Genomic DNA, 25,467 nt, shown 5'->3' with positions numbered 1-25,467 from the left:
CACAGTCTGCGTCTCCCACGGATAATGAGGACAAGCGATCGCAGGCTGGTTGATACACCAGTAAGCAACTCATGAGCAATCCATCGGCAAAGTACATTCTGGCGCTAGATCTGGGCACTACGGGCAATCGAGCCTTTCTGTTTAACCACGATGGCAAAATTGTCGGGCAGGCTTACAAAGAATTGACCCAGTACTACCCGCAGCCCGGATGGCTAGAGCATGATCCGCAACAGATTTGGCAAGATACCTGTTGGGTGATGCAAACAGCAGTACAGCAAGCAGGCATTGCCGCCACTGAGATTGCTGCGATCGGATTGACCGTGCAGCGAGAAACTTGCCTGCTGTGGGATAAAACCACCGGACAACCTTTGCATCCTGCGATCGTGTGGCAAGATCGCCGAACTGCCCCTTTGTGTCACCAGTTACAGGAGCAGGGTTACGCCCCAGAAATTTACGATCGCACGGGCTTAGTGATTGATGCGTACTTCTCCGCCACTAAGTTGAAATGGCTCCTAGACCATACGGCGGGCAAGGTTGATCTAGGCAATGTGCTGGCAGGGACGATTGATACTTGGGTGTTGTGGAACCTCACGGGGGGACGGGTGCATGCCACAGATGACAGTAATGCCAGCCGCACAATGTTATTCAACCTGCGATCGCGCCAGTGGGACGCTCGGCTGCTCGACATATTTGGCATTCCCGCCCATCTTTTACCCGAAGTACGACCCAGCTTAGGTTTGTTTGGTGTGACCGATGCTCAGTTACTAGGAGTTGAAATTCCTATCACTGCCATCTTGGGCGATCAGCAAGCGGCTTTGTTTGGGCAGGGTTGCGATCGCGCAGGTTTAATCAAATGTACGTACGGTACAGGTTGTTTTCTCGTCGCTCATACAGGAGCGGAAATCCGGCGATCGCCAGGACAATTGGTTTCAACCGTGGCTTGGACTCGGGCTGATCAGACTGGAGCCCCGGAGGTGGGTTATGCCCTCGAAGGCAGCATGTTTACCACCGGAGCCTGCATTCAGTGGTTGCGCGATGGGCTGAAGCTAATTCAGACTGCGGCAGAGACGGAAGCAATGGCTGCTCAGGTGAGCGATAACGGTGGCGTTTACTTTGTGCCTGCCTTGAGTGGCTTAGGGGCACCGCACTGGGATATGAGCGCTCGTGGTGCCTTTCTCGGCATTACAGGAGGAGCCCAGCGAGAACATCTGGTGCGCTCCGTTTTAGAGGCGATCGCCTACCAAGTCAAAGAAGTGGTGCAGGCGGTGGATGCTTGTAGTAGCACCAAGGTACAACGACTGAAGGTAGACGGGGGAGCCTGCGACAACAACTTCCTCATGCAATTTCAGGCAGATGTGTTGGGGATTCCGGTCGAGCGTCCGGTAGTCCGGGATGTGACTGTGCAAGGGGTGGCCTTTGCTGCGGGCTTAGCCTCCGGTTTTTGGCAAGACTACGCGGCCCTAGTTAATAATCGCCAGAGCGATCGCGTCTTTGAGCCGAAAGCCGCCACAGCAGCGCTAGAAAACTTCACCACCTGGCAAAAAGCATTGTCTAGGGCAAAAAGTTGGGCCGAGTAGCCTCCATAACAAATCCCTCGCCATAATCCGATACAACCGGAAAATAACGAGGGGGAAGGGAGATTTACGCGAATAAAAATCCTAGGCAGAGCGCGATCGCTTACTCTCTGTAACCAGTGCGGCTAACGACATCGGGCTCTTGGTAGCGAACATTTTCTTTCGGCTTGCGGAAGAGATTAGCTAGACCTAACAAACCAATCAAACCCAACCAACCCAAATTGTTGTTGTCATCTTTGGTTTCTTGGAAAGGCGTTGTGTCTAGAGTGGGGTTGTTGTTTGCGTTGTTGTCAGTCTGAGCGTGGCTAGGGAGGCTCAGGGGCACAACAGCAAGGCTAGCAGCCAGCACACCAGCACCAACTAACTTAGATAGAGTAGTCCGTTTCATGGTCAAAAATCCTCTAAAAATTTCTAGCGAAGGGATGCAATGCAGCTAAGCAACTAAATGCTTGAATATGACCTTAGGGTGGAAGTTAGCGTTTCAAGAGCAAATCCAAAGTTCTGAGAAGAGACCAGAGAAGAAGAGAGTTTTACCTCAGCTCTCCCCTGGCCTTTGGAGAGATAACCGCTAACTACGACAACTCTATGGATTAGTAGCGAGTTCCAGTGCGGCTGACTTCTTCAGGTTCGCGGTAACGAGTAGGCTCTTCGTGGCTCTTCTTAGCTAAACCAGCCAAACCAGCCAAACCGAGCAGACCCAACCAACCCCAGTCAAAGTCGCGATCGCCTTCAGTAGCAGTGTCGGTATTGTTGTAGGTAGAAGTTGTATCTGTACCAGAAGTGGTGGAGGTGCCAGCATCAGTTTGAGCACCAGCAGGCAAGGTTAGAGGTAGTGCAGCAAGGCTAAGGCTAAGTACACCAGCACCGATAAATTTAGATAGAGCAGCAGATTTCATGGTTAAAATTCCTTTTTTCTTTGTAATGTCTGTCGAATGCTTTAAGAAATAATTCAAGCTTTGAAAAACTCTTCGGTTTAGATGGCACCGATACTGAACAATTTACCGGTTCCCAATCGATAGCGAATCGCTCTCTAGCTGTAATCTGCTAGTCCATTTAACTCTCACTCAAGAAATAGAAATTGCGTCACTGGTCAGTCATAAGAGGCAAGACTCGCAAACGCCAAATACCTCTATGCACCCCTTTAAATTTCAATAAAAATTGGGGATCATAGACCCAGCAACAGTTTCCGAAATAGGTGAGTTTATTAGTAATAAACCTAGCCCAATCCTGTCGTTAAATTTCTATCTGCAACTGGCAGGTATCATGAGCTGAATAGATCCGTTTACTACCATTCAGAACTAGCTGAAAACTAGCTGAAAACTAACTGAGAATTAGCTGAGAATTTTTAGGCTACTTAGAGATAAATTAGAGATATTAATGGCAATTTCTCATTTACAAGCCGCTAAAAGTGATTTTTAAGTAGCTATCAACTCATTTTCTTGACAAAAGTTAAGAATTCAATTTAGGGGCTGGTTGTATAGGAATTTGCACAATAAATTCTGCGCCCTCTCCAGGTACCGAAAGGCAACGCAATTGTCCTTGATGTTTTTCTACAATTTGGTAGCTAATCGACAATCCTAAGCCTGTCCCTTTCCCCACTTCTTTAGTTGTAAAAAAGGGATCAAAGAGGCGCTGTCGGGTTCTCTCGGTCATACCTGGGCCATTATCCACAACCCGAATCATGACTTGATTAGGCTCTACTACCGCAGTGCTGATCCAAATCTTGGGAGGTGTAACCAGAGCGTCTTGATCAACTAGAGCCACGCCAGCTTGCAAGGGTTGATGGGTGCAACGCGCTTCCAGAGCGTCGATCGCGTTGGTCAGTAAGTTCATAAAGACCTGATTCAGTTGTCCTGCGTAGCAGTTAACTAAAGGAAGCTGACCATATTCTTTAATCACTTCGATGCCTAAATGGCCTGGTCTGGGCTTCAGTTGATTCTGCAAAATCACCAAAGTGTTATCCAGCCCCTGATGGATGTCGACTGGCTTCATTTCTGCCTCATCCAATCGAGAGAAATTTCTTAAGGAGAGGACGATCTGCCGAATTCGTTCCGCGCCCACTTGCATCGAAGCCAGAATTCGATCGAAATCTTCCCCCACAAACTCCAGATCAATTTCTTGGGTTGTGGTCTGAATGGCAGGAGCAGGATGGGGATAGTGGGTTTGGTAAAGGTGCAGCAACTTAAACAAGTCCTGGAGGTACTGCTTGGCGTGGGTTAGGTTGCCATAGATGAAGTTGATCGGGTTGTTAATTTCGTGCGCCACTCCAGCGACTAGTTGCCCCAAGCTGGACATTTTCTCGCTTTGCACGAGTTGGGCTTGCGTCTGCTGTAGTTCGTGTAGGGCTTCCTGTAGTTGTTGAGCCTTTTCTCGGTATTGCGTTTCTGACTGGCGTAGCGCTGCTTCCGCTCGTTTGCGTTCGGTAATGTTCTCAATCATGCCGAGGCTGTAGCTGGCACCACCTTGCTGGTCCCGAATTAAGGTGGCGGTTAGGTTGGCCCAAACAACTTCCTGAGTTTGTTTCAAGTAGCGTTTCTCAATCTGGTAACTGGCGATCGCCCCTGTCACCATTTGCTGGAACAAGCGTAAATCTTTGCTCAGGTCGGTTGGATGCGTGATGTCCTTAAACGAGAGCTGAGTTAACGCCTCGGCCTCATAAACCAACATGCGGCAAAAGGCTTTGTTCACCTGAACCAACTGCTCGTCTTCTAAGCTGGCGATCGCCATGCCAATCGGAGCATCTTCAAAAATACGCCGAAAGCGCTCTTCGGTTTTCTGGATTTGTTCAAACAGGCGGGCATTTTCTAAGGCGATCGCAATTTGGGCCGCTAGGGTTTTGAAGGTGTCTAGGTCAATCGCACTAAAGTGATCGGTGTAAACGTCTTGAATGTCGAGAACGCCGAGCAGTTGCCCTCGTGCGACCAGCGGTACAGCCGCTTCTGTGCCCATTGGCAAAGCAGCTAAATCAGGGGCGATCGCCTCAGTAATACGCCTAGACTCTGCAACGGCTAACCTCTGGGTGCGTGCGGCACAGGCAACTAAGCTATCAGGACAATCTAACCGGATGCTAATTTCTCGATGAGCAGGCCAAGAGATATCGGCTTCACTGGCTCCCGCTTGGCGGCTAAGTTGTTGCGTAGCTGGCTCCCATAAATAAATTTGCACATGGTACAAATTGAAGCGAGTCTGCAACAAGGTGACGGCTTCTTGCAAAAGTGATTCGGGATCAACAATTGCTTTGGATAACTCACTCACAGCGAAGGTGACATGTTGACTCGCTTCCAACTCATGGGTGCGTTCCTCCAACCCTTGGAAGAGTTTGCCAACTTGCTCCGCCATCGCATTAAAGTTGGTCGCTAAGCTGCCAATTTCGTCCTGCGATACGATATGAGCCCGAGCATTAAGCTGCCCTGCTGTAAACTGAGCAACTCGTTGCGCTAAGTGGACTAAAGGTCGGGCAAGCCATTGAGCGATCGCGATCGCAATGATGATCACGGCGATCGCAATCAAAACTGCTAATCTCTGCGCTACCCGAACTTGAGCGTAAATCGGAGCTAAAAAAACTTGCTGAGGTTGCGCAAAAATCACGAACCAAGGCTGGGTTCTGAGTCTAGCCGCTGCAACGGCACTTAGCTGATGATTGACCCCAGTAAGTGCCGTAGTGAAGTATGTGGGTGGGCAAGTTCTGACTGCTTTGCAGGTAATCTGATTCAGTCCTTGCTCAAATGCAGGTAAGTCAGTAGCCAGTTCAGATGGAGGTCGCTGCGGCAATCGTCCCGCCTCGATCAAGGCCTTCACTTTGTTGGCAGGTAACGGCACTACAGACTTAAATATCAATTCGGCAGCAATGCCATGAGCCAGACGAATGTGATTTTCGTCCAATAAAACAGCAAAAGATTGAGCACCTGCTAAACCATTATTTTGGGCGACTAGCTGTTGAATGGCGGCGGCATTGTAGCGAACAGCTAGTACACCCACAATCGTGCCTTTGGCATTACGGACTGGGCTGCTGAAATAAAGGCTGGTAAAACCATCCCTGCCGACCCGGATCGGTGAAGCGTAAGGAAATTTAGTTTGCAAAGGTTGCCGAATGTAGTCATCGGTAGCCTGACTGCGGCCAATATCCTTCAAGTTCGTGGCCAACACACTACGGCCCTGGCGATCGAACAAGGTGTAGGACAGGATGTTGAGCGAATCTCGGCGAGTCAGGGTACTTAGGATGGCAGCAGCTTCTGCTTCAGCCTCACTGTTGGAGCGTCCCTTTGGCGGGAGACTCAGATATTGAGCTAAACCGGGTAGTTGCGCATCCACTCGAACTGCATCTAAGTTGGCAGTGATAAAAGCATCCAGGGTTAAAGCAGTTTGGCTGGCTGCGGCATACAAAGCTTGGTTGGCAGTGTTGGTGAGTGTAACTTGAGCCGTATGTTTATTCAGCCAAGACAGCAACAGCAGCGGGATCAGCGCTACTCCCAAAAAAGCCAAGATTAGTTTGGTGCGAAGGGAAAAAAATTGGAACTGCCGCACAGTGACCGACTTCCTGCAAATTGTTTTGAATCGCTATAAATCGCTATACATACAGAGATACCCTGATTGAACAAGAAAGTGTGAGACCGATCGCTCTTAGCTAGCGCAACTACATTTGTTTTTGCAGCCAATTTGCTTAGGGTTGAGACCAAGCGGCTTGCCATTGCTGCATTTTCTGAATCTCTGCTTTTTGAGTCGTAAGAATATTTCGGGCTAATTGCTTGATTTCCAGATGTTGTGACTTCTGCAAAGCGTCTTGGGCCATCGCGATCGCGCCTGCGTGGTGAGGCATCATGGCACTGAGAAACCGCTGATCAAATTCACTCCCGGATGCACTTAAGTCCTGATGCATCATCATCGCTGCCTGTTGCTGGGCAGACATCGGTAGCATCTTGCGCTTCTCTGCGTCGTAAGCCATCGGAGTGCTGTCAAATTCGGGATACCACTGTTGCCGCCATTTCTGCAATTGCGTAACTTCCTGAGTTTGAGCTTGAATGATCGCTGCTGCAAGCTGCTTCAGCTCAGGCCGCTGGGCTTTCTGTTGGGCTGCTTTAGCCATCGCGATCGCGCCTTGATGGTGAGGAATCATGGCATCAATGAAACGCAAATCATAATTAGCTTCAGAGGGCCCTAGATCAAGAGCGGTATTATGGCTTGAGCCTGGGTGCGCGTGGTTCATCCCCTGAGCCTGGGGGCTGGCCGAGGGATTGGCGGCTGAACTCGTAGTGGCTCCTGGGGTAGGTGCTTGGGTTTCGGAGGTGGAAGCACAGCTGATGAGAAGACTGCCCGTGAAGGCGATCGCCGTGAGTAGACGAGCCGGAGGTTTGGCTCTAGAAGTAGGGGGTTGCATAAATATTAGTTCCAGTGCAACTCAATAAGTGTCTTACAGAGGATTGTCAACGCTCTAACCAACTGGAGTGTCAATCGGGGTTTAGGTAAAGATGGCTCCACCCATGAGCCGCTGATAGCGATATTCTAGTTCTGCTTGCATTAGCGGCCAGCGATCGAGCGTAGCATCTTTGGCGATCGCTTTCTCGGCGGCTTCCCGCGCCACTTCCAGCACCGCCTGGTCTTCAACTAAGCTGGCTAGAGCAAAGTCAGGTAATCCAGATTGGCGAGTTCCTAGCACTTCTCCCGGACCTCGGAAGCGCATATCCATTTCTGAGATAAAAAAGCCATCCTGCGATTGTTCTAATACTTTCAGGCGTTGCCGCGCAGTTTCCGCCTTGGAACTACTCATCAGCAAACAAAAAGCTTGGTCTGCCCCTCGACCCACGCGCCCGCGCAACTGGTGCAACTGCGACAAACCAAAACGTTCAGCATGCTCGATCAGCATTACCGTGGCGTTGGGAACATCCACACCGACTTCAACCACTGTTGTTGAGACTAAAATTTGGGTTTGATTGTCGCGGAATTGATTAATCGCTTCCTCTTTCTCCGCCGAAGTCATGCGGCCATGCAGTAGCCCAATCTGAAATTCTGGAAAAATTTGCTCTTGCAGCCGTTGGTGTTCCTCGATCGCAGACTTTAGATCCAACTTCTCGGACTCGTCCACCAAGGGCAACACTACATACACCTGGCGACCCTGAGCCACTTGGCGACGAATTAACTCATAGGCTTGGGTGCGATCGCTGGCGGTCAGAGCCGTTGTCTGAATGGGTTTGCGTCCGGGTGGCAACTCATCAATCTGGCTCACATCCAAATCACCGTGGAGCGTCAGAGCCAGGGTACGGGGAATGGGCGTCGCCGTCATGGTCAAGACATGAGGGATGCCATTGACACCTTTTTGTTGCAATCTAGCTCGTTGTTGCACCCCAAAGCGATGCTGCTCATCAATCACCACCAAGCCTAAGCGCTGGAAGGTGACTGGGTCTTCAATTAAGGCATGGGTACCCACCAACAAAGGCAGTTCACCCGTTTGCAATTGGGCGTGGATTTGCCGTCGCTTCGCCGTCTTGGTTGAGCCTGTGAGTAACTCGACGGGTAAGTGCATCAAGTTAAACCAACTCACCAACTTGCGATAATGCTGCTCTGCCAACACCTCAGTCGGAGCCATCAGCGCTGCTTGGTAGCCCGCCTGAATCGCTGCCAAAACCGCCACGACTGCCACCACAGTTTTCCCCGATCCCACATCTCCTTGCACCAGTCGGTTCATCGGGGCAGGTTGCTGCAAGTCGTTGAGGATGTCATTAATCACCCGTTGCTGAGCACCCGTGAGTTGAAACGGCAGCAACTCATACAACTGATCAATCAATTGCCCAGTGGGAGCCAAGATAGCGCTCGCTTGGGTTTGGCGCTGGCTCTGGCGACGCTTCAGCAACCCCAACTGCAAATAGAAAAACTCATCGAACACCAAACGCCGACGGGCCATATCTAAGGCAGCACTATCGGGTGGGAAATGAATATGCGCGATCGCTTCTGCCAATCCAGTTAGCTCATACTGCTTCTGTAATGGCTCCGGTAAGGGATCATCCAGACGAGTGGCTGCAGGTAACGCCGCAATCACTGCTTTGCGAACTAAATCTGCCCCAACTCCCTCGGTTAATGAGTAGATCGGCACCACTCGTCCCACGATGACCGACTCAATGCTACTGCCCGAATGATCCAGCACCTCAATCTCTGGATCTTCCAAAGTCATGCCGTACTTGCTTTGCTTGACCAAGCCAGAAGCCGCAATCACCACACCCGGTGGGTAGAGCCGTTTCTGTTGCTCTTGCCAACCTCGATTGCGATAGCGGTTCCCTGCAAAGAAACGACTCAGCTTAATTTGCCCACTGCGATCGCGCACCACTAATTCAAAAATGGTTAACTTGGCATTGCGGGGGCTATTGAAGCAGGTACAGCGCTTGACTGTGCCCACCAATGTCACCGTTTCCCCAGCCTCCAAGTCACGAATCTGAACCTGCCGCGCATAATCAATGTGGTCACGAGGGTAATAAAATAGCAGATCGCGAACCGTATAAAGTCCCAGCTTGGCTAGCCGTTCCGCATTCTTGGGGCCAATTCCAGGTAAGTAAGTCAGGGGTTCATCGGGAGAAATGGCTCGCTGGGACTCGGCTAGTGGGGCAGTTTTAGGAGGTTTTGGCTTCGGTTCTAACGCTGCCAGCCCGTTTTCAGCGCCACTACTTTGGTTCGTCCGCTCACAGGTTTGCCGCACTTGATAAAGAAACCGCCGCGTATCGGCCACTAAATGCTGCCGCTGGGCAAAACTCAGATCGGAGTAATTAGTAAATTGGCCCGCCATCTCCTGCCAACGACTGCGATCGCGACTCGGCAAAATTTCTGGAGCCTGCTGCAAGCTTTGAGCGAGAAATTCACTGAAGCGAGACTGCTTACCCACCAAATCATTAAAGCCATGCTCTGCTTCCACGGCCAAGGCTTTTTGCAGCCGTACCCAATCAGGCGGCGAGGAAGATGGAATTGCCGCTGTGGAGGTTGGGGTCACTATTTCAGGTTGGGGCAAAGCCAATTGCTCAATTGCATCCTCCATACAAATCCTGGATTAAGTAGGACAGCGAATCTCGATTTAATCCTCAAACCAACTGGCACGCCAAGCAGATTCAGCTTCTGCGATCGCTCGTTCTCGTTGCTTCTTTTGGTATTCCTTGCCAAGAGATTGCAACCGCCCGGATAAATTCCGTAGTTTCTGTCGCCACACCGCTACGGTGCTATCCGTAAACTCAATTTCTGCCAGACGCAAATGAATAGCCACAATATGAGTGATAGAAAGTCCTGATGGCATTGCTTCAGGCCGATTTTCATCTACAGTCTCCACCAACAAATTCAGCAAGTTTGGTGTACTCGCTACTGAGTCTGTCGCCTCTTCTGCTTTAGAAGCCGCCTCTAGTAAAACTTCTGGCAGCTCTTTTGGCAAGATGTCTACTTGCTGAAATAGATGATTTGCCTCTTTCGAAACTTGGCTCAAAGTTCGAGCGATCGCCCGTTCCACCCCTTCTCGCCACCGGACTAACCGTTCTGGTGTCAGGCGTTGGGACTCGGCATCTTCGCTTTTGGGTTTTAGAGTTTCGGGTTCTGGAGCTTCTGATTCTTTTGGCTGCGGCTCCACAGTTTGAGGTTCGGCCACGTTAGCAAGCCACTGCTTCTCGACAGTTTCTGTCAACGCTACATCCAGCGAAGCGAGAGAGAACTCCTCAGGCTCGGCTGGTTTATCGGTAGACTGCTGCTCAGGTTGGGTCTCACCAACGCGCTGTAGTTGCTCCAATAAAGCTTCTTGGGCTTGCTTAGCCAGTTGCTTCAAAGACTGCTGTAATTGATGCCTTTGGTTAAAGGACAAGCACAAAAACTGCTGAGGATACCCTTGAGTGCACAGATGATAGCTTGCCAAAATTAGCTGTTGTTTAACCGCCTGCCCCAACGCTGCTAAATAGCCAGAATCAACGCTATAAAACTCATCAGCCATACCTGCTAGCATTTGCTCTAATGCAGCAATATCACGTTCAATTTGTTCAACTGATCTAACCATTCTCTTGCCTATGGTCAAGAAGCCCCCAAATAGAGGAAAGACAGGTCAGAGTGGTGAGCTTGACCTGTCTTCACATTACTATCCAAACTACGCTTCAGTCGATCCTTGCGGATGTTAGAAGCTGCAAGCTAAAACTTTTACTTAGTCCCAGTCATCGCTGCAACTTCATCAGCAAAATTGTTCTCTTGCTTCTCAATGCCTTCACCTAGAACGAATCGGACGAAGCGACGAACTTGGATGTTTTCACCAGTCTGAGCAATAGTTTGCTTCACCAACTCTTCCACCGTGATGTTTTGGTCACGAATGTAAGGCTGATCCATCAAAGTCATTTCTTTCAGGCGCTTGTCAATACGACCTTGAACGATTTTTTCCTTGATGTTGTCTGGTTTGCCAGCTAAGTCATCGCGACCCATTTCGATCGCTTTTTCCTTCTCCGCGATGTCTGCGGGAATGTCGCTCACCTTGACGTACTCAACGTTAGGGCAAGCTGCAATCTGCATAGCTACGTTGCGAACCAGGGTCTGAAACGTTTCGCCGCGAGCTACGAAGTCAGTTTCGCAGTTTACTTCTACCAGAACCCCGACGCGGCCGCCCGTGTGGATATACTGACCAACCAAACCTTCCGCTGCAACTCGTCCTTCTTTTTTGCCAGCAGAAGCGAGACCTTTTTGCCGTAGCCACTCGGTCGCTTTGGTGATGTCCCCACCATTCTCGGTAAGGGCTTTTTTACAGTCCATCATGCCTGCGCCAGTTTTTTCGCGCAGCTCTTTCACGCTTTGTGCAGAGATGTCCGCCATTTTGCCTTGATTCCTACTTCAACTCGATTGAGACCTTGAACGCGAAAACTCTAAAAAAGCTGCGTCAAATGAACTGCGATCGCAGTTCATTTGGTAATAGCTATCGAAATAACTATGCTTCAGCTTCAGCTTCTTCCTCTGGCAGGAACGAAGTATCGTTGTCTTCGTAGTCGAAGTCGTCCTCCGCACCTTCGTAGTCTTCGTAGTCTTCCTCAGCCTCTAGCTGACCGTGACGACCTTCATAGATCGCATCCGCTAGCTTACCTACTATTAGCTTAATGGACCGAATGGCATCATCATTAGCTGGAATAGGAATATCTACGAAGTCAGGATCGCAATTAGTATCTAAGAGCGAAACAATGGGAACGCCCAACTTGAGGCACTCTTGAACCGCGTTGTACTCCCGGCGTTGGTCCACGATGATAACGACATCGGGAACTTTACGCATGGCTTTAATGCCACCTAGGTACTTCTGGAGCTTTTCTAGTTCTCGGCGGAGGACAGAAGCTTCCTTCTTAGGCAGTAGGTCTAGGGCCCCAGTTTCTTCGCGACGCTCTAGCTCTTTAAGGCGATCGACGCGAGTTTTAATGGTGGTCCAGTTGGTGAGCATGCCGCCTAACCAACGCTGGTTGACGTAGTATGCTCCACAACGCGCCGCTTCTTGAGCCACAATCCCAGCTGCTTGCCGCTTGGTGCCAATAAACAGGAACTTTTTGCCCTGTTCAGCCGCAGTTCGCATGTAGCTGTATGCTTCTTCCATCAACTGGGCAGTTTGCACCAAGTCGATGATATGAACACCGTTACGAGAGGTGTAGATATAAGGAGACATTTTGGGGTTCCACCGACGGGTTTGGTGCCCGAAGTGAACGCCTGCCTCCATCATTTGAGCCAAAGAGACGACTGGCATATTTTTTTGAACTCCTGATTCGGGTTAATCCTCCATCCAGGTGTATTTCTGAGCTTCATGGCTCTTCAGAAACACCCGAAATCCTGGATGTGCGAATTTAGACAACTTTTCTAGCGTAACACAATCAGAGTCTTCCTTTGAGTCGGAGTTATTGATTGAAAGTGACAGTGTGCACTCGGCTCAGTTGAAAGGCTTCTTTGGTATCAGAGTTATAAGCCCAAGCTGTGAGAACAGCTCTGTCTGCTGGCAGGGTTGCTGGGTCGAGCGTTACAGTCCAGCCTGAGTTTGTATAGTTAGGGTTGTTTGTAACTTTGGCGACATCGGTTCTTTCTACACTAACAGGAGCGATCGCGATAACAGCATTCTGATCACCCTGCGTGACGATCACCTGATTCGCTGACTTGCCAGTAGTCGGAAGAATTGCCCAACCGTTGAGGGTCAAAATATCTGTTTTAGGTAAGGTATGTTCTGGCGTCACCTTATTGTTGACAGCATCAAAATAACCATTAGTAGATTCAGTACCGGCAGGCAGTGAATAGAACTTCACTTCACTAATGTTCTGCACGCCTAGGTCAGTAACACTGATGGTTGAAGTCGCTGTTGCGGGCGAAGCTTGACCTGCCGCAGGAGCGGTCGTAGTAGGAGCAGTCGTGGTCGTAGTATCAGAAGTTGTTGTAGTGTCGGTGCTGGGGCCACAAGCTGCCAAAGCAACTGCGATCGCCGTGAAAACCACTAAATTCTTAAGTCGCAACATAGGTGTCCTAGGTGTGATTTGTAAAAACAGGTCAAATAGAGTAGAGCAGTTTTACCAAAGCTAAAGTACTGCAAATGTGTATATCTACTCAAGCACCCCAAAAATAGAGGCCACTGATATATTACGAAGCGGCCTGCTGCATTTCAGCATAAGCGGCATACACACCTTGAACGTTGTACCAATTGAGAAAGATACGAGCGATCTCTAGGGCTAGTTGGGGCTTGCCTTGCTCAATCAACCATTGCAACAAAGGAGCTAAGGTTCGCTCATTTAAGGAGCCGCCTAGAGAGAGTAAGCCCCAGAGCACACGATGCAGCCAAGTCATTTGAATCATCATCCGCACTTCCCAGGTGGGATGCTTTTGATAGAACAAAACTCCCATGCGTCCGCGCTGGATTTCTTTGTCAATTAACTGCGGAATTTCTGCTAGGGCAAAAGGTGGGTGCCAATGGTAGCCAACTGCATCGTGACATTTAATCAGCTTGAGACCTAATTGCTTCAGCCGCACGCCTAGTTCTAGATCTTCCCAGCCATACAGTTGGAACTGAGTATCAAATAAGCCTGCTTTTTCTAGCCAGTAACGGGCGATCGCGACATTACCTGTAGCAAAATAGGCGGCTGAGAAATCTGTGACTTTGTACGGCTCACTGGTGGGTTGCTCAAAATTGCAGGTATTAATCACTCGACCGTAGGTGAAGAGGCGGGGCGGCTCATTGGGGGTCGCTGGGGCGGGGAGCGATCGCTGGCCTTGCTCCAGACCATCTGCATGAGCTTGCAAAAACTGTTCGGTGACGACTAAATCGCTGTCAATAAAAATAATTGTGTCTCCGATCGCTTGCTGCACCCCCAAATTCCGAGCCGCAGATGGACCTTGGTGATTTTGGCCAAACAACCGTACATGAGGAAACTCTGCTGCACTTGTGCGTATCCAATCGACTGTGCCATCCGTAGAGCCATCATCAACTAGCACAACCTCATAGCCAGTCACTTCGCTATCTGCTGTGAGGTGTTGATGCTCCAAAGCCCTTAGGCACTTCTCCAAGATAGATTTGCGATTATAAGTTGGAATTACCACACTGAAGAACACGGCTACCCTCATACCACAATTTCTCTAGTATCCTTAGCCTAGAGATGAACTGCAAGACATTGACTATGGCAGATTTGGCTTTGTTGACAATGATTAAGTTAAAAAGACTCTGATTGTATTTATCAGTAGTTCATGAAGCAACAGTTCATGAAAACACTTAAACAAAACTCAAGCTACTACTAAAGTGTTAGCTCCAGATATATCCCATCCCCATGAAAATAAGTATTATCACACCAACTTCTGCAAATAGACAAATTCATTTTCCTGGTTTGTATCATTGCTTTAAATCACAAACTTATCCCGATTGTGAGCTACTAGTTTTAGATGATAGTCCATCCAGTTCAGAGTTTTTTCTTAATCTAAGCGATCCAACCGTTAAATATCTTCAGGTTAAGCAAGGAATGACTATTGGTGAAAAAAGAAATCGTTTAGTTCAAGCGGCAGCTGGGGAAATTATTGTCCATTTTGATGATGACGATTATTATGCGCCAAATTATGTCGAGATAATGATGAACTATCTGAAAGAATATGATTTTGTGACTCTGGGTGGTTGGTATGCTTATGCACCAAGGCATGACTTTTTCTGTTATTGGGATACCACCCAATCTTCCAAGTACCTATTTGATGTAAAACCAAAGCTAGAAGTTAGAGCTCTCTCATTAGAAGAAGTTTCACCGGAAGAAGAGCATGTTTGGCTAGAATCTGTTCTTTGGGGGTATGGCTTCTCTTATTCTTACAGAAAGAGTATTTTTGACAAAATTACTTTTGACTCTGTTGATTTTGGGGAAGACATTAAATTTGTTGAAAAAGTTAAAGAGGCTAACTATAAAACAATCCATTTTTTAGATCAAGAAGGCCTTGTTCTACACATCATTCATGATCGAAATACATCAGGTATATTTCCCCAATTTTCTTTGCCTAGCTTTTTATTGGCGCAAATCTTTGGCTTGGAAATTATAGGATTTTTATGGGCTTCTCAAGGTGGATAAGGGCTTGATAAGGAAAAATAGAGATAAACGTTGATAGCGTAGGCTTTTCCTCTTCAAGTTCCCAACTAAATTTAATTGTTTTTAGGAGATGCTTGAAATCTGTGCCGTCGCAGACAAGAAGTGGTCAGAATTAGTTGCATAATAGGGACTCAGTTGTTCTACCAAATCGAGAAAATCAATGGGTCGCGCCAAGAAAGTTGTGCTGGCATACTCCGGCGGAGTTGATACTTCCGTCTGCATTCCTTATCTCAAAACTGAGTGGGGGGTTGAAGAAGTTATTACCTTAGCAGCCGACTTGGGCCAAGGGGATGAACTAGAACCCATCCGCAAAAAAGCACTCGATTCAGGCGCTAGCGAGTCCTTGGTAATCGATGCAACGGCAGGTTTTATCAAAGACTATGCTTTTCCTGCGATTCAAGCTAATGCACTCTACGAGAATCGCTATCCCCTTTCTACCGCTTTGGCTCGGCCACTGATTGCCAAGCTATTGGTGGAAGCAGCCGAAAAATATGGTGCCGATGCGGTCGCACACGGTTGCACAGGCAAAGGCAATGACCAAGTGCGATTTGATGTCTCGATCGCTGCTCTAAATCCCAACCTCAAAGTCTTAGCGCCCGCCAGAGAATGGGGCATGAGTCGAGAAGAAACGATCGCCTACGGGGAAAAATTTGGCATTCCTGCTCCAGTCAAGAAGTCTTCACCTTACAGCATCGATCGCAACCTCTTGGGTCGCAGTATTGAAGCAGGCCCTCTAGAAGACCCTTGGACCGAGCCCCTAGAAGAAATCTACGCTTTGACCAAGGCGATCGCCGACACACCTAATGAACCAGAATATGTAGAAATTGGCTTTGAGAAGGGTTTGCCGACTCACCTGAATGGAGAAGCTTTAGATTCTGTGGCGTTGATTACCCGACTCAACGAACTTGCTGGCAATCACGGCGTCGGGCGGATCGATATGCTGGAGAACCGTTTAGTTGGGATTAAATCGCGTGAAATTTATGAAGCACCCGCTCTCTTAGTACTGATTCAAGCCCACCGGGATTTAGAGAGCCTAACGCTAACGGCTGATGTCACCCACTATAAGCGGGGCATTGAGGAAACCTACAGCCAACTCGTCTACAACGGCCTCTGGTACAGCCCGCTCAAGGGAGCCTTAGATGCCTTTGTGCAACAGACCCAAGAGCGCGTTTCTGGCACTGTACGAATCAAGCTGTTTAAGGGCAATGCCAATATTGTGGGACGGCAATCTGCCAACTCCCTCTACAGCCCAGACTTGGCAACCTACGGCGCAGAAGACAAGTTCGACCACAAAGCAGCGGAAGGATTTATCTATGTTTGGGGCCTACCCACGCGGGTTTGGTCACAACAAAACCGCCTTTAACCTTTTCCATTTAGCTTTGAATTCAGTCAAAAGCTCTAAGACAATCATAAAAACAGATGGAGCAATGCAAAACTGCTCCATCTGCTAATTTGCCTATTTACCAACAGGTATCCAAAGCTGATTTAGTTTGATCCAGCTTCAGAATTAATCTGGACGTTCTAATTGCTTAGCTTTACGAGTTTCTAACCAGATGGGAACTGCAATCCAGGCGATCGCCAGGAACAAAGCGACTCCAGCAAATTGAGCGGCCCAAACAACTAGCTGTTCTAAGGGCACAATTCGACCTGCGAAGAATGCCAAGGTCACCATCACAGAAGCCCAAACCGTTGCCCCAAACAAGTTATAAAACATGAATTTGAGAAACGGCATCTGGGCAATTCCAGCGAGCGGGCTAGCAAAAACTCGGAGCAGAGCAATGAAACGGCCAAAAAACACTGTCTTTCCGGCGTTTTCACTAAATTGATTTTTGACTTCTAGCAATTGCTCTTCTCGAAAGCGGAAGATGCGACCGAGGCCAACGAGCAGCGGCCATCCGCCCCACCTACCAATCCAATAGCCGCAAGTCCCGCCCAGCGAAGCACCGAGAACTGCACTACCGAGGACAATCCAGTAATTCAGTTCACCGCTACCCGCCAAGAAACCGCCAGCAAGTGTCGCAGTTTCACCGGGAATTGGCAAGCCGAGATTTTCTAGCAGAATACCTACAAATACTGCCCAGTAGCCATATTGACGAGCTAATTCCTGGATAGTCTCTAGCGATAAAAACTCGAAAGACATGCAACACAGCCTTTACAAAGATTTGCCTTTCTTAAGATCTTGACTCGGCTATCTGAAAGTGTCAATAAACCCTTGGTAGTGCCAGACGCTACTAGGACAAAACTTGCTTCTCAGAGGATTTACGCCTTTGTAGGCCAAACTTTCAAGAGTGAGTCAATCGCATTCTCGGTTTGAGTGCGATCGCTGAGCAGTTTAGGTCCAATCAACTAGGATTGAGAGAACTAAATCAGTTGCGGAATAGGTGATGGATGTCAGAGGTGGGTCAGGTTGCCGTTAAGTTTTGGGATGTTACCTATCGCCTTAAGCAGCGTGCTTTGATTACTCAACTAAATTTTGAAGTGCATCGAGGTGAAATCTTAGTTTTGCTGGGACGTAGTGGTTGCGGCAAAACTACCACTCTCAAGTTGATCAATCGGTTGTTGTTGCCGACGAGTGGCGAAGTTTGGGTAGAAGGCAAACCTACCAGCCATTGGAATCCGATTCAACTGCGACGACGGGTTGGTTATGTGATTCAAGAAGTGGGGTTGTTTCCGCATTTCACAGTGGCTCGGAATGTGGGGGTGGTACCTGCTCTGGAAGGATGGGAGCGCGATCGCATCTCTGCCCGTGTCAAGGAGCTTCTAGAACTTGTGGGCCTAGACGCCAATCATTTTGCCCACCGTTATCCTCATGAACTTTCGGGCGGTCAACGGCAACGAGTGGGAGTGGCCAGAGCTTTAGCGGCTGACCCACCGTTATTGTTGATGGATGAACCGTTTGGAGCGCTGGACCCGATTACGCGGTTAGAAATTCAGCGAGAGTTTCGCCAACTGCAACAGCAACTCGGCAAAACCGTGATATTTGTGACTCATGATGTGCAAGAAGCCTTTCTCCTCGCTTCTAAAATTGGCTTAATGCAAGAGGGTCAATTGAGCTTCTGGGGGACACGAGAAGAGTTTTTGCGATCGCCCCTTCCAGAAGTGCAAGCCTTTACCCAGTGCTTACAGCCGTTTAATACCACGTCAGACCGGGAAGCCAATTGATGAACCTGGGTGAGTTTTGGAGCCGTTATGCAGGAGAGATTGCCCAGCGCACGTTAGAGCATGTGCAGATGGTGGGGATTGCCCTGGCGATCGCGATTCTGTTTGGCATTCCTTTAGGAGTTTTGATTACTCGCAAGCCTCACCTCGGTAAGCCGATTTTAGGATTCGCCAATGTTGTACAAACAATTCCCAGTTTGGCGCTGTTCGGCTTTTTGATTCCAGTGCCATTTTTAGGCGGAATTGGCGTACAGACGGCGATTTTAGCGTTAATTCTCTACTCCCTGCTACCGATTATTCGCAGTACTTACACCGGAATTGTCAGCGTCGATCCGGCGATTCGAGAGGCAGGAGTGGGCATGGGCATGACCGACTGGCAGTTGTTGTGGCAAGTAGAACTCCCGTTGGCTCTGGGCTTCGTTCTGGCGGGGGTACGAGTGGCGACGGTGATTGGCGTGGGTTTAGCGACGATCGCGGCGGCAGTCGGTGCAGGTGGATTAGGGGTGTTTATCTTTCGAGGCGTAGCAGTAGTAGATAATCAACTCATTCTGGCTGGCGCAATCCCAGCAGCGGTGATGGCGTTGTTGGCAGATTTTGGTTTCGGCTGGCTGGAGCGGCGGCTAACACTAAAGGGTTCCCGATGAGAAGAACAGTTGTCTTGGGTTTAATCGCAAGCGTTTTGAGTTTGGCGATCGCAGGCTGCAACTCTAGCAATCAGCGTATCGTGGTCGGCTCCAAAAACTTCACCGAGCAAGTGATTTTAGGGGAGTTGCTGGCTCAAGAAATTGAAGCGAAAACCAATCTCAAAGTCGATCGCCGTTTGAATCTGGGAGGTACATTTGTCTGCCATCAAGGCATTGTAGCTGGCGAGCTAGACGTCTATCCAGAATACACAGGCACCGCTTACACAGCAATTCTCAAGCAGACTGCCATTAGCGATCCCAAAGCGGTCTACCAGCAGGTGAAACAAACTTATGCTCAGCAGTTCCAGTTGGAATGGACAGAACCGTTAGGCTTCAACAACACCTTCGCGATCGTGATTCGGGGCGATGATGCTCGTAAGAATAATCTCCAAACTCTTTCTCAAGTCGCAAAATATACTCCACAGTGGCAAGCAGGGTTTGGCTACGAGTTTTTAGAACGCGCCGATGGTTTTCCTGGGTTAGCGAAAACTTACAATCTCAAATTTGCTGAGCAGCCCAAAGTGATGGACCTAGGCTTGCTGTATCGGGCGCTTACCGACAAGCAAGTCGATCTTGTCGCTGGAAACTCCACGGATGGCCTGATCGACTCGCTAGGTTTAGTGGTGCTACAAGACGATAAGCAATATTTTCCGCCTTACGAGGCTGCCCCTATTGTGCGTCAAGAAACCCTACAAAAACACCCTGAACTGCGCTCTGTCTTCCAGGGGCTGGCTGGCAAAATCTCCGAAACCGAGATGCGACGACTCAACTACGAAGTAGATGGCAAGCGCCGCGATGTGAAGCAAGTGGTAGAAGAATTCCGCAAAGCTCAAAACTTGTAGGGATTTTTGGCCAGCTAGACACTTCCTAGATGAATTCATTAGGATTGTGATTAAGTAGAGCAACGTCAATCATGCTGGCCTTTCGGCCCAAGAATGTTTGGCGATCGCATCATGTTTGTAGCAAGGGGGCTGCCATGATCGAAATCATTTTAGTGATCACGCTAGGCTTATTGCCTCCCCTATTATCACTATGGCTGTTGCAGCGAGCAGAAATCAGAGCCCAGAATCGATTAAGGGTGGCCATGGCAGCAGTGGAACGTCGGAGTCTACAAAATCTCCGTCGAGCTTCTAGCGACCAGCGCTATGTCGAAGGCATGGGGTTGCTTACAGGCGATATTACCTGTCGGTTTAATGCGCGATCGGCGCATCTACGTTGTGCGGTGAATCCTCTAGGGCCGTGTCAGGACTGTCGGTATTACGAGTCAATTGAGTTTAGCTAGGACGCTTCTAGTCATGCCGTAAACGCAAGAAAGGGGATAGTTTTTACCATCCCCTTTCTTAGAGTTTCTGAGTTTTAGAGATTAGAGCTGAGGCACATACTGCTCTTTCTCGGGTACTACCGTGTACTCAGCCACGATTTGGCGGAACTCGTCGCCGTCGATGGTTTCTTTTTCAATTAAGAGATCCACCAGGCGATCGATTACGGTGCGGTTCTCACGGATGATGCGACGAGATTCATCGTAGCAGTGCTCCACAATTGAGCGGACTTGAGCATCAATCCGAGACGAAATCTCATCAGAGAACTCCGAGCGAGTCATCAAATCTCGGCCCAAGAACACTTCGCCTGATTGGCTCTCTAAGCACAAGGGGCCTAAGTCAGACATGCCGAACCGGGTCACCATCTGCCGCGCCATGCTGCTGACTTGTTGCAGGTCATTACCCGCCCCAGTAGTCACCTCAGCATCACCAAAGATTACTTCCTCAGCCGCGCGACCTCCTAAGGCTCCCATAATCCGAGCCATCAGTTGCGCTTTAGAAATCAAGCCTTGCTCTTCGCTGGGAGTAAACCAGGTCAAGCCCTGAGCTTGTCCGCGAGGAATCAAAGTGACTTTTTGGACGGGGTCATGAGCTTTGACCAAGGTGCCAATCACCGCATGGCCAATCTCGTGATAAGCAATCAAGCGCTTGCTCTTGCTATCGACCAGAGGAGTGCCTTCCATCCCAGCTACCACGCGATCGACTGCATCGTCGATTTCTAGCATGGTGATCGCTTCTTTACGGCGACGTGCGGTTAGGATAGCGGCCTCGTTCAGTAAGTTTGCCAAGTCTGCCCCGGTGAAGCCAGGAGTCCGACGAGCCACTAAATCGATCGAAACTTCGTCAGAGAGCTTCTTGTTGCGAGCGTGAACTTGCAAAATCTCTACGCGACCTTTGATGTCAGGAGCATCCACCGTGACTTGGCGATCGAAACGACCCGGACGGAGCAGGGCTGAGTCTAGAACGTCAGGACGGTTAGTTGCAGCAATGATGATGATGCCAGTGTTGCCTTCGAAGCCATCCATTTCGGTGAGCAACTGGTTGAGGGTTTGTTCCCGCTCATCGTTGCCACCGCCAATGCCTGCGCCCCGTTGCCGACCGACTGCGTCAATCTCATCGATAAAGATGATGCAAGGCGCGTTTTCTTTCGCTTTCTTAAAGAGGTCACGGACGCGAGAAGCACCCACACCAACAAACATTTCGACAAACTCAGAACCAGAGATGCTAAAGAAGGGCACGCCAGCTTCCCCAGCGATCGCCTTAGCCAACAGAGTTTTACCCGTTCCTGGAGGACCCACTAGCAATACCCCTTTAGGAATGCGGGCACCAACGGCAGTAAAGCGTTCTGGCTTCTTGAGGAAAGTTACAACTTCTTGCAACTCTTCCTTGGCTTCTTCTACGCCTGCCACATCCTCAAACATGACACCTGTTTTCGCTTCCATCTGGAACCGAGCACGGGATTTGCCAAAGTTCATGGCTTGACCAGGGCCACCTGGCACATTATTAGAGCGACGGAACAAGAAGAAGAGTCCCGCAATCAGCAAGATTGGGAAGACTAGGTTCCCCAATAGGCCCCAGATGGCACCATCATTACGAGGTGGATGCACATCAAAGCTGATTTTTTCGGTTCTGAGGCGGGAAATCAGTTCAGGAGCATTACCAGGCAGGTCTACTCTGAGCCGCTGCACCCGATTATCTAATTCTGGATCAACCGCTTCTACAATTGCTGTCCGTCCTCCTTCATAGAGGTCAACACTTGTGACTCGACTTGCGTCTAGATATTCCAAAAAGCGCCCGTAGGTCATGCGGGTACTTGCTGCGTTTTTGCTCATATCTACCGGAGTTGGAGCAAAAGCGCCTTGCCAAAAGAAGAAACCGATGACCACAGCGGGCAGTGCCCACAGCAGCACTGTTTTCCAAGACAATTTCATAAGTTAGTGGCCTCTATATACGGAGCAACACGGAGCACAACAGTTAGATTCGGCGTGAGTGAGCCATCCCACTCGCAGAATAGAGTTTTTGGATCAAGGGCAGCTAAATTAATTTCCCTTAGCTTCATATCTATCAAGCTCAGGTTTGTCGGAGCTTGCTTAAGAACGGTTAAAACAACTTCTTAATCAAATTTAACTTAATTATCAGGATTGGGGCAAGCAAAGGGGTTTGTCTCCTCATAAACCATGCTATATAGTACTTTTGTACTATATAAATAGGGCCTAAAGAAAGCGATCGCTAGATCTGGGTTTACCAAAGCTAGGTTCACCAGGTCAGGCTCAGCCAGACTCAAATTTTTTCCAGCACCCACTTCTTAGCACCTATGCCAAAACTTTACCGAGTTTTGGCTATTCAACCATCCCTCCTGGGGGCTTGAATCAGTGCTTCGTGGTCAAGACAGGGCATGCACAGTTATGAATTTAAGCGAGAGGTGAATAATTCGATGACTGCCAGACAACCCTCTAATTCACTCAATGGTCATTCCAGCAGTACTGCAATTTTGAGTATTGACTTGGGCCGAACTTCTACTAAAGCTTGCGTGAGCCGCTATCCCGATGATGTAGTGCTGATTGCTGCTAATGTCGCTCACTTAACCGTTGACCAAGTGCGACGGGGTGGGTTCGAGTCCCGTTCTACCGATGCGCTATTAGATATTTGGTTGGAGCACCAAGGTCGAGGCTACGCGATCGGGCAATTAGCAGCAGACTTTGGAGCCAACTTAGGCGTCGGACAATCCAAGGTTGAAGATGCCTTGGTCAAGGTGTTGGCTTGCGTAGGGCATTTCAATCTCAGCGGAGATTTGGCTGTGGTTTTGGGATTGCCCTACCACTCCCAAGAGCAGTTCGATCGCGAGAAAGAGCAATTAATCAGTTTGCTGCGATCGCCCCATGTTTTGGCTTACCGAGGCGAGCCAAAAGCCGTCAACATTCAGCAGGTGTGGGTGATGCCAGAAGGCTATGGCAGCCTGATTTGGTGTGAAGCCCAAGACAAAGACGCTCATAGTCCTGACTTACCAAATCTATCAGTCGCGATCGTGGATATTGGTCACCAAACTACCGACTTTCTCATGGTCGATCGCTTTCGGTTTGCGCGCGGAGCCTCCAAGAGCGAACCCTTTGCCATGAACCAGTTCTACGACCAAGTGGCAAGTCAAATTCAAGGCGCAGATAGTCAGTCGCTCTCGTTGATCGAAGCGGTGAATCGACCTCAAGGACAACGGTTTTATCGTCCCCGTGGTGCCACTCGCCCAACGGATTTGGATGCTATTCTGCCCAGCTTGCGGAAGAGTTTTGCCCGTGAGTTGTCGAACCGTTTAATCGCTTGGCTACCAGAACGAGTTACAGATGTGATCGTCAGTGGTGGGGGCGGCGAATTTTTCTGGCCAGATTTTCAACCCTTGCTAGAGGAGGCGCAGTTGCGCATTCACCTCGCCCAACCGTCGCGCAAAGCGAATGCGTTAGGCCAATACCTCTATGGCCGCGCCCAGTTGGCAACTGTTAATCCTCAACTCACCAAGGTCTGACTGCCATGCCCACTCCCCCGAAAAAGACGAATAAATCTATTACGTTTACTCCGGAAGCTGCTGACCAAACTTTGTTGGTGGCGATCGAAGCAGCATTGAGCGAAGAGCAGTACGACAGTTTCAGTGATCTCTGTAAGCAAGCGCTCCAGCAAACCTTATTAGCCGCTGAGCCCACTCAGTCTGTCAATCACGATGTTAGTCATGCTATTGACTTTGAAGCAGCCTTAACACCAATCCAGCAACAAGTAGCCCAACTAGAGGCAAAGTTAGTTGCTAGCCAATCCCAACAATTTGATCAGCTTGAAGCTCAGCTCAGGCAAGTTATTCAGCAGTTAGAGGAATTGGGAACGAAGAGCGATCGCGGGTTTTCTAGCTGGAAACAACCCACGAATAATCCGACAACGGAGTATCTCAATCAACTAACTAGTCAGCTCATTCACTTGACGACTCAAGTTGAAGCGATCGAGACTCACATTGCTCAGCAGTTTGCAGACCTACAATCTCAGCTTAGCCAGGCTCCATCAACCTTATCCTCTTCCGTTCCAACTCCTCCGCCTAGCATGGTTGAAGTTTCGTCACCACTATTAGCTCAGACTTGCATCCCTGCTGACCCCATGGCCCCTGAACCTATCTTTGCTTTCAAGGAGCCAGTCTCAAAAACAGCAGCTTTATCTCCCGAATCTGATCCAATTTTGAGCCGACTCAGCTCTCTTCTAGAAGATTTCTAAGTTATTTGGATTAACCCTCTAGCAAAGGCTTCAGCCCTTGAGTGTGGAGTCACTAAATTGGCACTTTAGCAACTCCCCACTCAAACTGAACCCATTCATGGATAGGCTGAGATGATGGACGGACAACCATTAACGAACTTCTGAGAGCTTGATGCGATAAGGATGGTAGCTACCGGGCTTGTAGGAACCGATCCAAACTTTATAGGTTCCAGCAAGCCATTGACCTGCAATACCGGGGTTTTTACCTTGATGGTCATCATTACACCAGGTGCCACCTGGCCCTTGAATCACCAAGGTAGTATCTTCAGGGCTTTCGACTTCCAAGCTGAGGTAATCGAAAAAGCCAGTCAGCGAGAGGGTGTGGTCTGGCTTAGTATCCATATAACCGCTGCACGGCCCTGTTATCGTATCATTGCGTTTTGCAATACTTGTAGCCGCCACTGACCCCCCACTAATACCCTGAATTCTAGTTGGGTCTGGGGAAAACTTGGGACCGAGTTTAACGTTTTCAAAGATCGAAAGTAAGGGAGATTGGGCTGACTGCGCTTGTGCCGGGGTCGTGATCAAACCTCCAGCTACGATCGCGATCGCGATTGGCAATCCTACTCCTCTGCCTAGCCCACTGTTGCGCATTCTGGTTGCCCTTAACTGCTTACTGACGGAATGTAGCAAATAGCAATCATGCCGCTAACAGATCGCCATTGCTCTAAACCTACATTTTTGTTATTCGGAGTGTAATGAGCCCGCTTGCGCCCGATCCCACTCCGTAAATGATTGGTGAGAACTACTCTTGTAAAAAAGACGGTAGGGTTCCTAACGGAGTTCCCTACCCTTTGCTTGAGATAGGTTTACCACCCGATCTCCTTCAGTAACTAGTACAGTAACTAGTATCTTTAGTTTTGATTGGATTAATTTGCTACAAAGCTGACAC

22 protein-coding genes are annotated in these 25,467 nt (G+C 49.1%); 9 read left to right on the top strand and 13 right to left on the bottom strand.

Going from position 1 to position 25,467, the window contains the following annotated elements:
- Positions 1–71: 71 nt before the first annotated feature.
- Entirely contained in the window at positions 72–1,577 is a 1,506-nt protein-coding gene (gene glpK / locus H6F72_RS14100; RefSeq protein ID WP_190436541.1) for a glycerol kinase GlpK, read from the top strand.
- A gap of 100 nt (positions 1,578–1,677) precedes the next feature.
- Here glpK and H6F72_RS14095 read toward each other — a convergent pair whose 3' ends face one another.
- The 10 genes from H6F72_RS14095 to H6F72_RS14050 all read right to left on the bottom strand — a co-directional run bounded on the left by H6F72_RS14095 (position 1,678) and on the right by H6F72_RS14050 (position 14,138).
- On the bottom strand, positions 1,678–1,962 hold the full coding sequence (locus H6F72_RS14095) for a WGxxGxxG family protein (protein ID WP_190436538.1): 285 nt from the start codon (positions 1,960–1,962) through the stop codon (positions 1,678–1,680).
- 202 nt (positions 1,963–2,164) lie between these two features.
- Positions 2,165–2,470 (bottom strand): WGxxGxxG family protein, encoded by a 306-nt coding sequence (locus H6F72_RS14090; RefSeq protein WP_190436535.1) that lies wholly within the window; start codon positions 2,468–2,470, stop codon positions 2,165–2,167.
- Between the two features lie 553 nt (positions 2,471–3,023).
- A complete protein-coding gene (locus H6F72_RS14085) occupies positions 3,024–6,098 on the bottom strand; it encodes an ATP-binding protein (RefSeq protein ID WP_190436533.1) in 3,075 nt (1,024 codons plus the stop codon).
- 136 nt (positions 6,099–6,234) lie between these two features.
- A complete protein-coding gene (locus H6F72_RS14080; protein WP_190436530.1) occupies positions 6,235–6,948 on the bottom strand; it encodes a DUF305 domain-containing protein in 714 nt (237 codons plus the stop codon).
- Between the two features lie 81 nt (positions 6,949–7,029).
- Complete coding sequence (gene recG, locus H6F72_RS14075) at positions 7,030–9,588, bottom strand: ATP-dependent DNA helicase RecG (RefSeq protein WP_190436527.1); 2,559 nt, start codon at positions 9,586–9,588, stop codon at positions 7,030–7,032.
- A 36-nt stretch (positions 9,589–9,624) separates the two neighbouring features.
- Positions 9,625–10,581, bottom strand: a complete 957-nt coding sequence (locus H6F72_RS14070; protein ID WP_190436524.1) for a hypothetical protein — start codon at positions 10,579–10,581, stop codon at positions 9,625–9,627.
- Between the two features lie 137 nt (positions 10,582–10,718).
- The gene (gene tsf, locus H6F72_RS14065) at positions 10,719–11,378 is read right to left on the bottom strand and encodes a translation elongation factor Ts (RefSeq protein WP_190436520.1); all 660 of its coding nucleotides are present in this window, start codon (positions 11,376–11,378) and stop codon (positions 10,719–10,721) included.
- Between the two features lie 112 nt (positions 11,379–11,490).
- Complete coding sequence (rpsB, locus tag H6F72_RS14060; RefSeq protein ID WP_190436517.1) at positions 11,491–12,285, bottom strand: 30S ribosomal protein S2; 795 nt, start codon at positions 12,283–12,285, stop codon at positions 11,491–11,493.
- Between the two features lie 148 nt (positions 12,286–12,433).
- Positions 12,434–13,039, bottom strand: a complete 606-nt coding sequence (locus H6F72_RS14055; RefSeq protein WP_190436514.1) for a hypothetical protein — start codon at positions 13,037–13,039, stop codon at positions 12,434–12,436.
- Positions 13,040–13,160: 121 nt separating this feature from the next.
- Positions 13,161–14,138 carry a glycosyltransferase family 2 protein gene (locus tag H6F72_RS14050; RefSeq protein WP_199299093.1) on the bottom strand — a complete coding sequence of 326 codons (978 nt, stop codon included), beginning with the start codon at positions 14,136–14,138 and terminating at the stop codon, positions 13,161–13,163.
- Between the two features lie 200 nt (positions 14,139–14,338).
- On the opposite strand from H6F72_RS14050, the gene H6F72_RS14045 reads away from it, so the two are divergent.
- Positions 14,339–15,115 carry a glycosyltransferase family 2 protein gene (locus H6F72_RS14045; protein ID WP_190436508.1) on the top strand — a complete coding sequence of 259 codons (777 nt, stop codon included), beginning with the start codon at positions 14,339–14,341 and terminating at the stop codon, positions 15,113–15,115.
- A 178-nt stretch (positions 15,116–15,293) separates the two neighbouring features.
- Positions 15,294–16,496: an argininosuccinate synthase gene (locus H6F72_RS14040; protein ID WP_190436505.1), complete on the top strand. Its 1,203-nt coding sequence runs from the start codon at positions 15,294–15,296 to the stop codon at positions 16,494–16,496.
- Between the two features lie 144 nt (positions 16,497–16,640).
- Here the strand turns inward: H6F72_RS14040 and H6F72_RS14035 are convergent, their stop codons facing one another.
- Positions 16,641–17,273 (bottom strand): DedA family protein, encoded by a 633-nt coding sequence (locus H6F72_RS14035; RefSeq protein ID WP_190436502.1) that lies wholly within the window; start codon positions 17,271–17,273, stop codon positions 16,641–16,643.
- A gap of 248 nt (positions 17,274–17,521) precedes the next feature.
- On the opposite strand from H6F72_RS14035, the gene H6F72_RS14030 reads away from it, so the two are divergent.
- From H6F72_RS14030 to H6F72_RS14015, 4 genes are all read left to right on the top strand, one after another.
- Positions 17,522–18,295: an ATP-binding cassette domain-containing protein gene (locus tag H6F72_RS14030; protein WP_190436499.1), complete on the top strand. Its 774-nt coding sequence runs from the start codon at positions 17,522–17,524 to the stop codon at positions 18,293–18,295.
- Complete coding sequence (locus H6F72_RS14025) at positions 18,295–18,936, top strand: ABC transporter permease (protein ID WP_190436496.1); 642 nt, start codon at positions 18,295–18,297, stop codon at positions 18,934–18,936. Before H6F72_RS14030 ends, H6F72_RS14025 begins: the two co-directional genes overlap by 1 nt.
- Complete coding sequence (locus H6F72_RS14020; protein ID WP_190436493.1) at positions 18,933–19,817, top strand: glycine betaine ABC transporter substrate-binding protein; 885 nt, start codon at positions 18,933–18,935, stop codon at positions 19,815–19,817. The genes H6F72_RS14025 and H6F72_RS14020 overlap by 4 nt, the downstream gene beginning before the upstream one ends.
- A 71-nt stretch (positions 19,818–19,888) precedes the next feature.
- Complete coding sequence (locus H6F72_RS14015; protein WP_242016937.1) at positions 19,889–20,257, top strand: DUF6464 family protein; 369 nt, start codon at positions 19,889–19,891, stop codon at positions 20,255–20,257.
- 81 nt (positions 20,258–20,338) lie between these two features.
- On the opposite strand, the gene ftsH2 is transcribed toward H6F72_RS14015, so the two are convergent.
- Positions 20,339–22,225 carry an ATP-dependent zinc metalloprotease FtsH2 gene (gene ftsH2 / locus H6F72_RS14010; protein WP_190436490.1) on the bottom strand — a complete coding sequence of 629 codons (1,887 nt, stop codon included), beginning with the start codon at positions 22,223–22,225 and terminating at the stop codon, positions 20,339–20,341.
- Positions 22,226–22,728: 503 nt separating this feature from the next.
- Here ftsH2 and H6F72_RS14005 point away from each other — a divergent pair.
- Complete coding sequence (locus H6F72_RS14005; RefSeq protein ID WP_190436487.1) at positions 22,729–23,808, top strand: ParM/StbA family protein; 1,080 nt, start codon at positions 22,729–22,731, stop codon at positions 23,806–23,808.
- Positions 23,809–23,813: 5 nt separating this feature from the next.
- On the top strand, positions 23,814–24,536 hold the full coding sequence (locus H6F72_RS14000) for a hypothetical protein (protein WP_190436484.1): 723 nt from the start codon (positions 23,814–23,816) through the stop codon (positions 24,534–24,536).
- A 129-nt stretch (positions 24,537–24,665) separates the two neighbouring features.
- Here the strand turns inward: H6F72_RS14000 and H6F72_RS13995 are convergent, their stop codons facing one another.
- A complete protein-coding gene (locus H6F72_RS13995; RefSeq protein WP_190436482.1) occupies positions 24,666–25,169 on the bottom strand; it encodes a hypothetical protein in 504 nt (167 codons plus the stop codon).
- Between the last annotated feature and the right edge of the window lie 298 nt (positions 25,170–25,467).

Origin of the sequence: Trichocoleus sp. FACHB-46 (assembly GCF_014695385.1) — a bacterium.
In the GTDB taxonomy this organism is placed as follows: domain Bacteria; phylum Cyanobacteriota; class Cyanobacteriia; order FACHB-46; family FACHB-46; genus Trichocoleus.
This window is presented reverse-complemented; position numbering and strand designations above follow the sequence as displayed.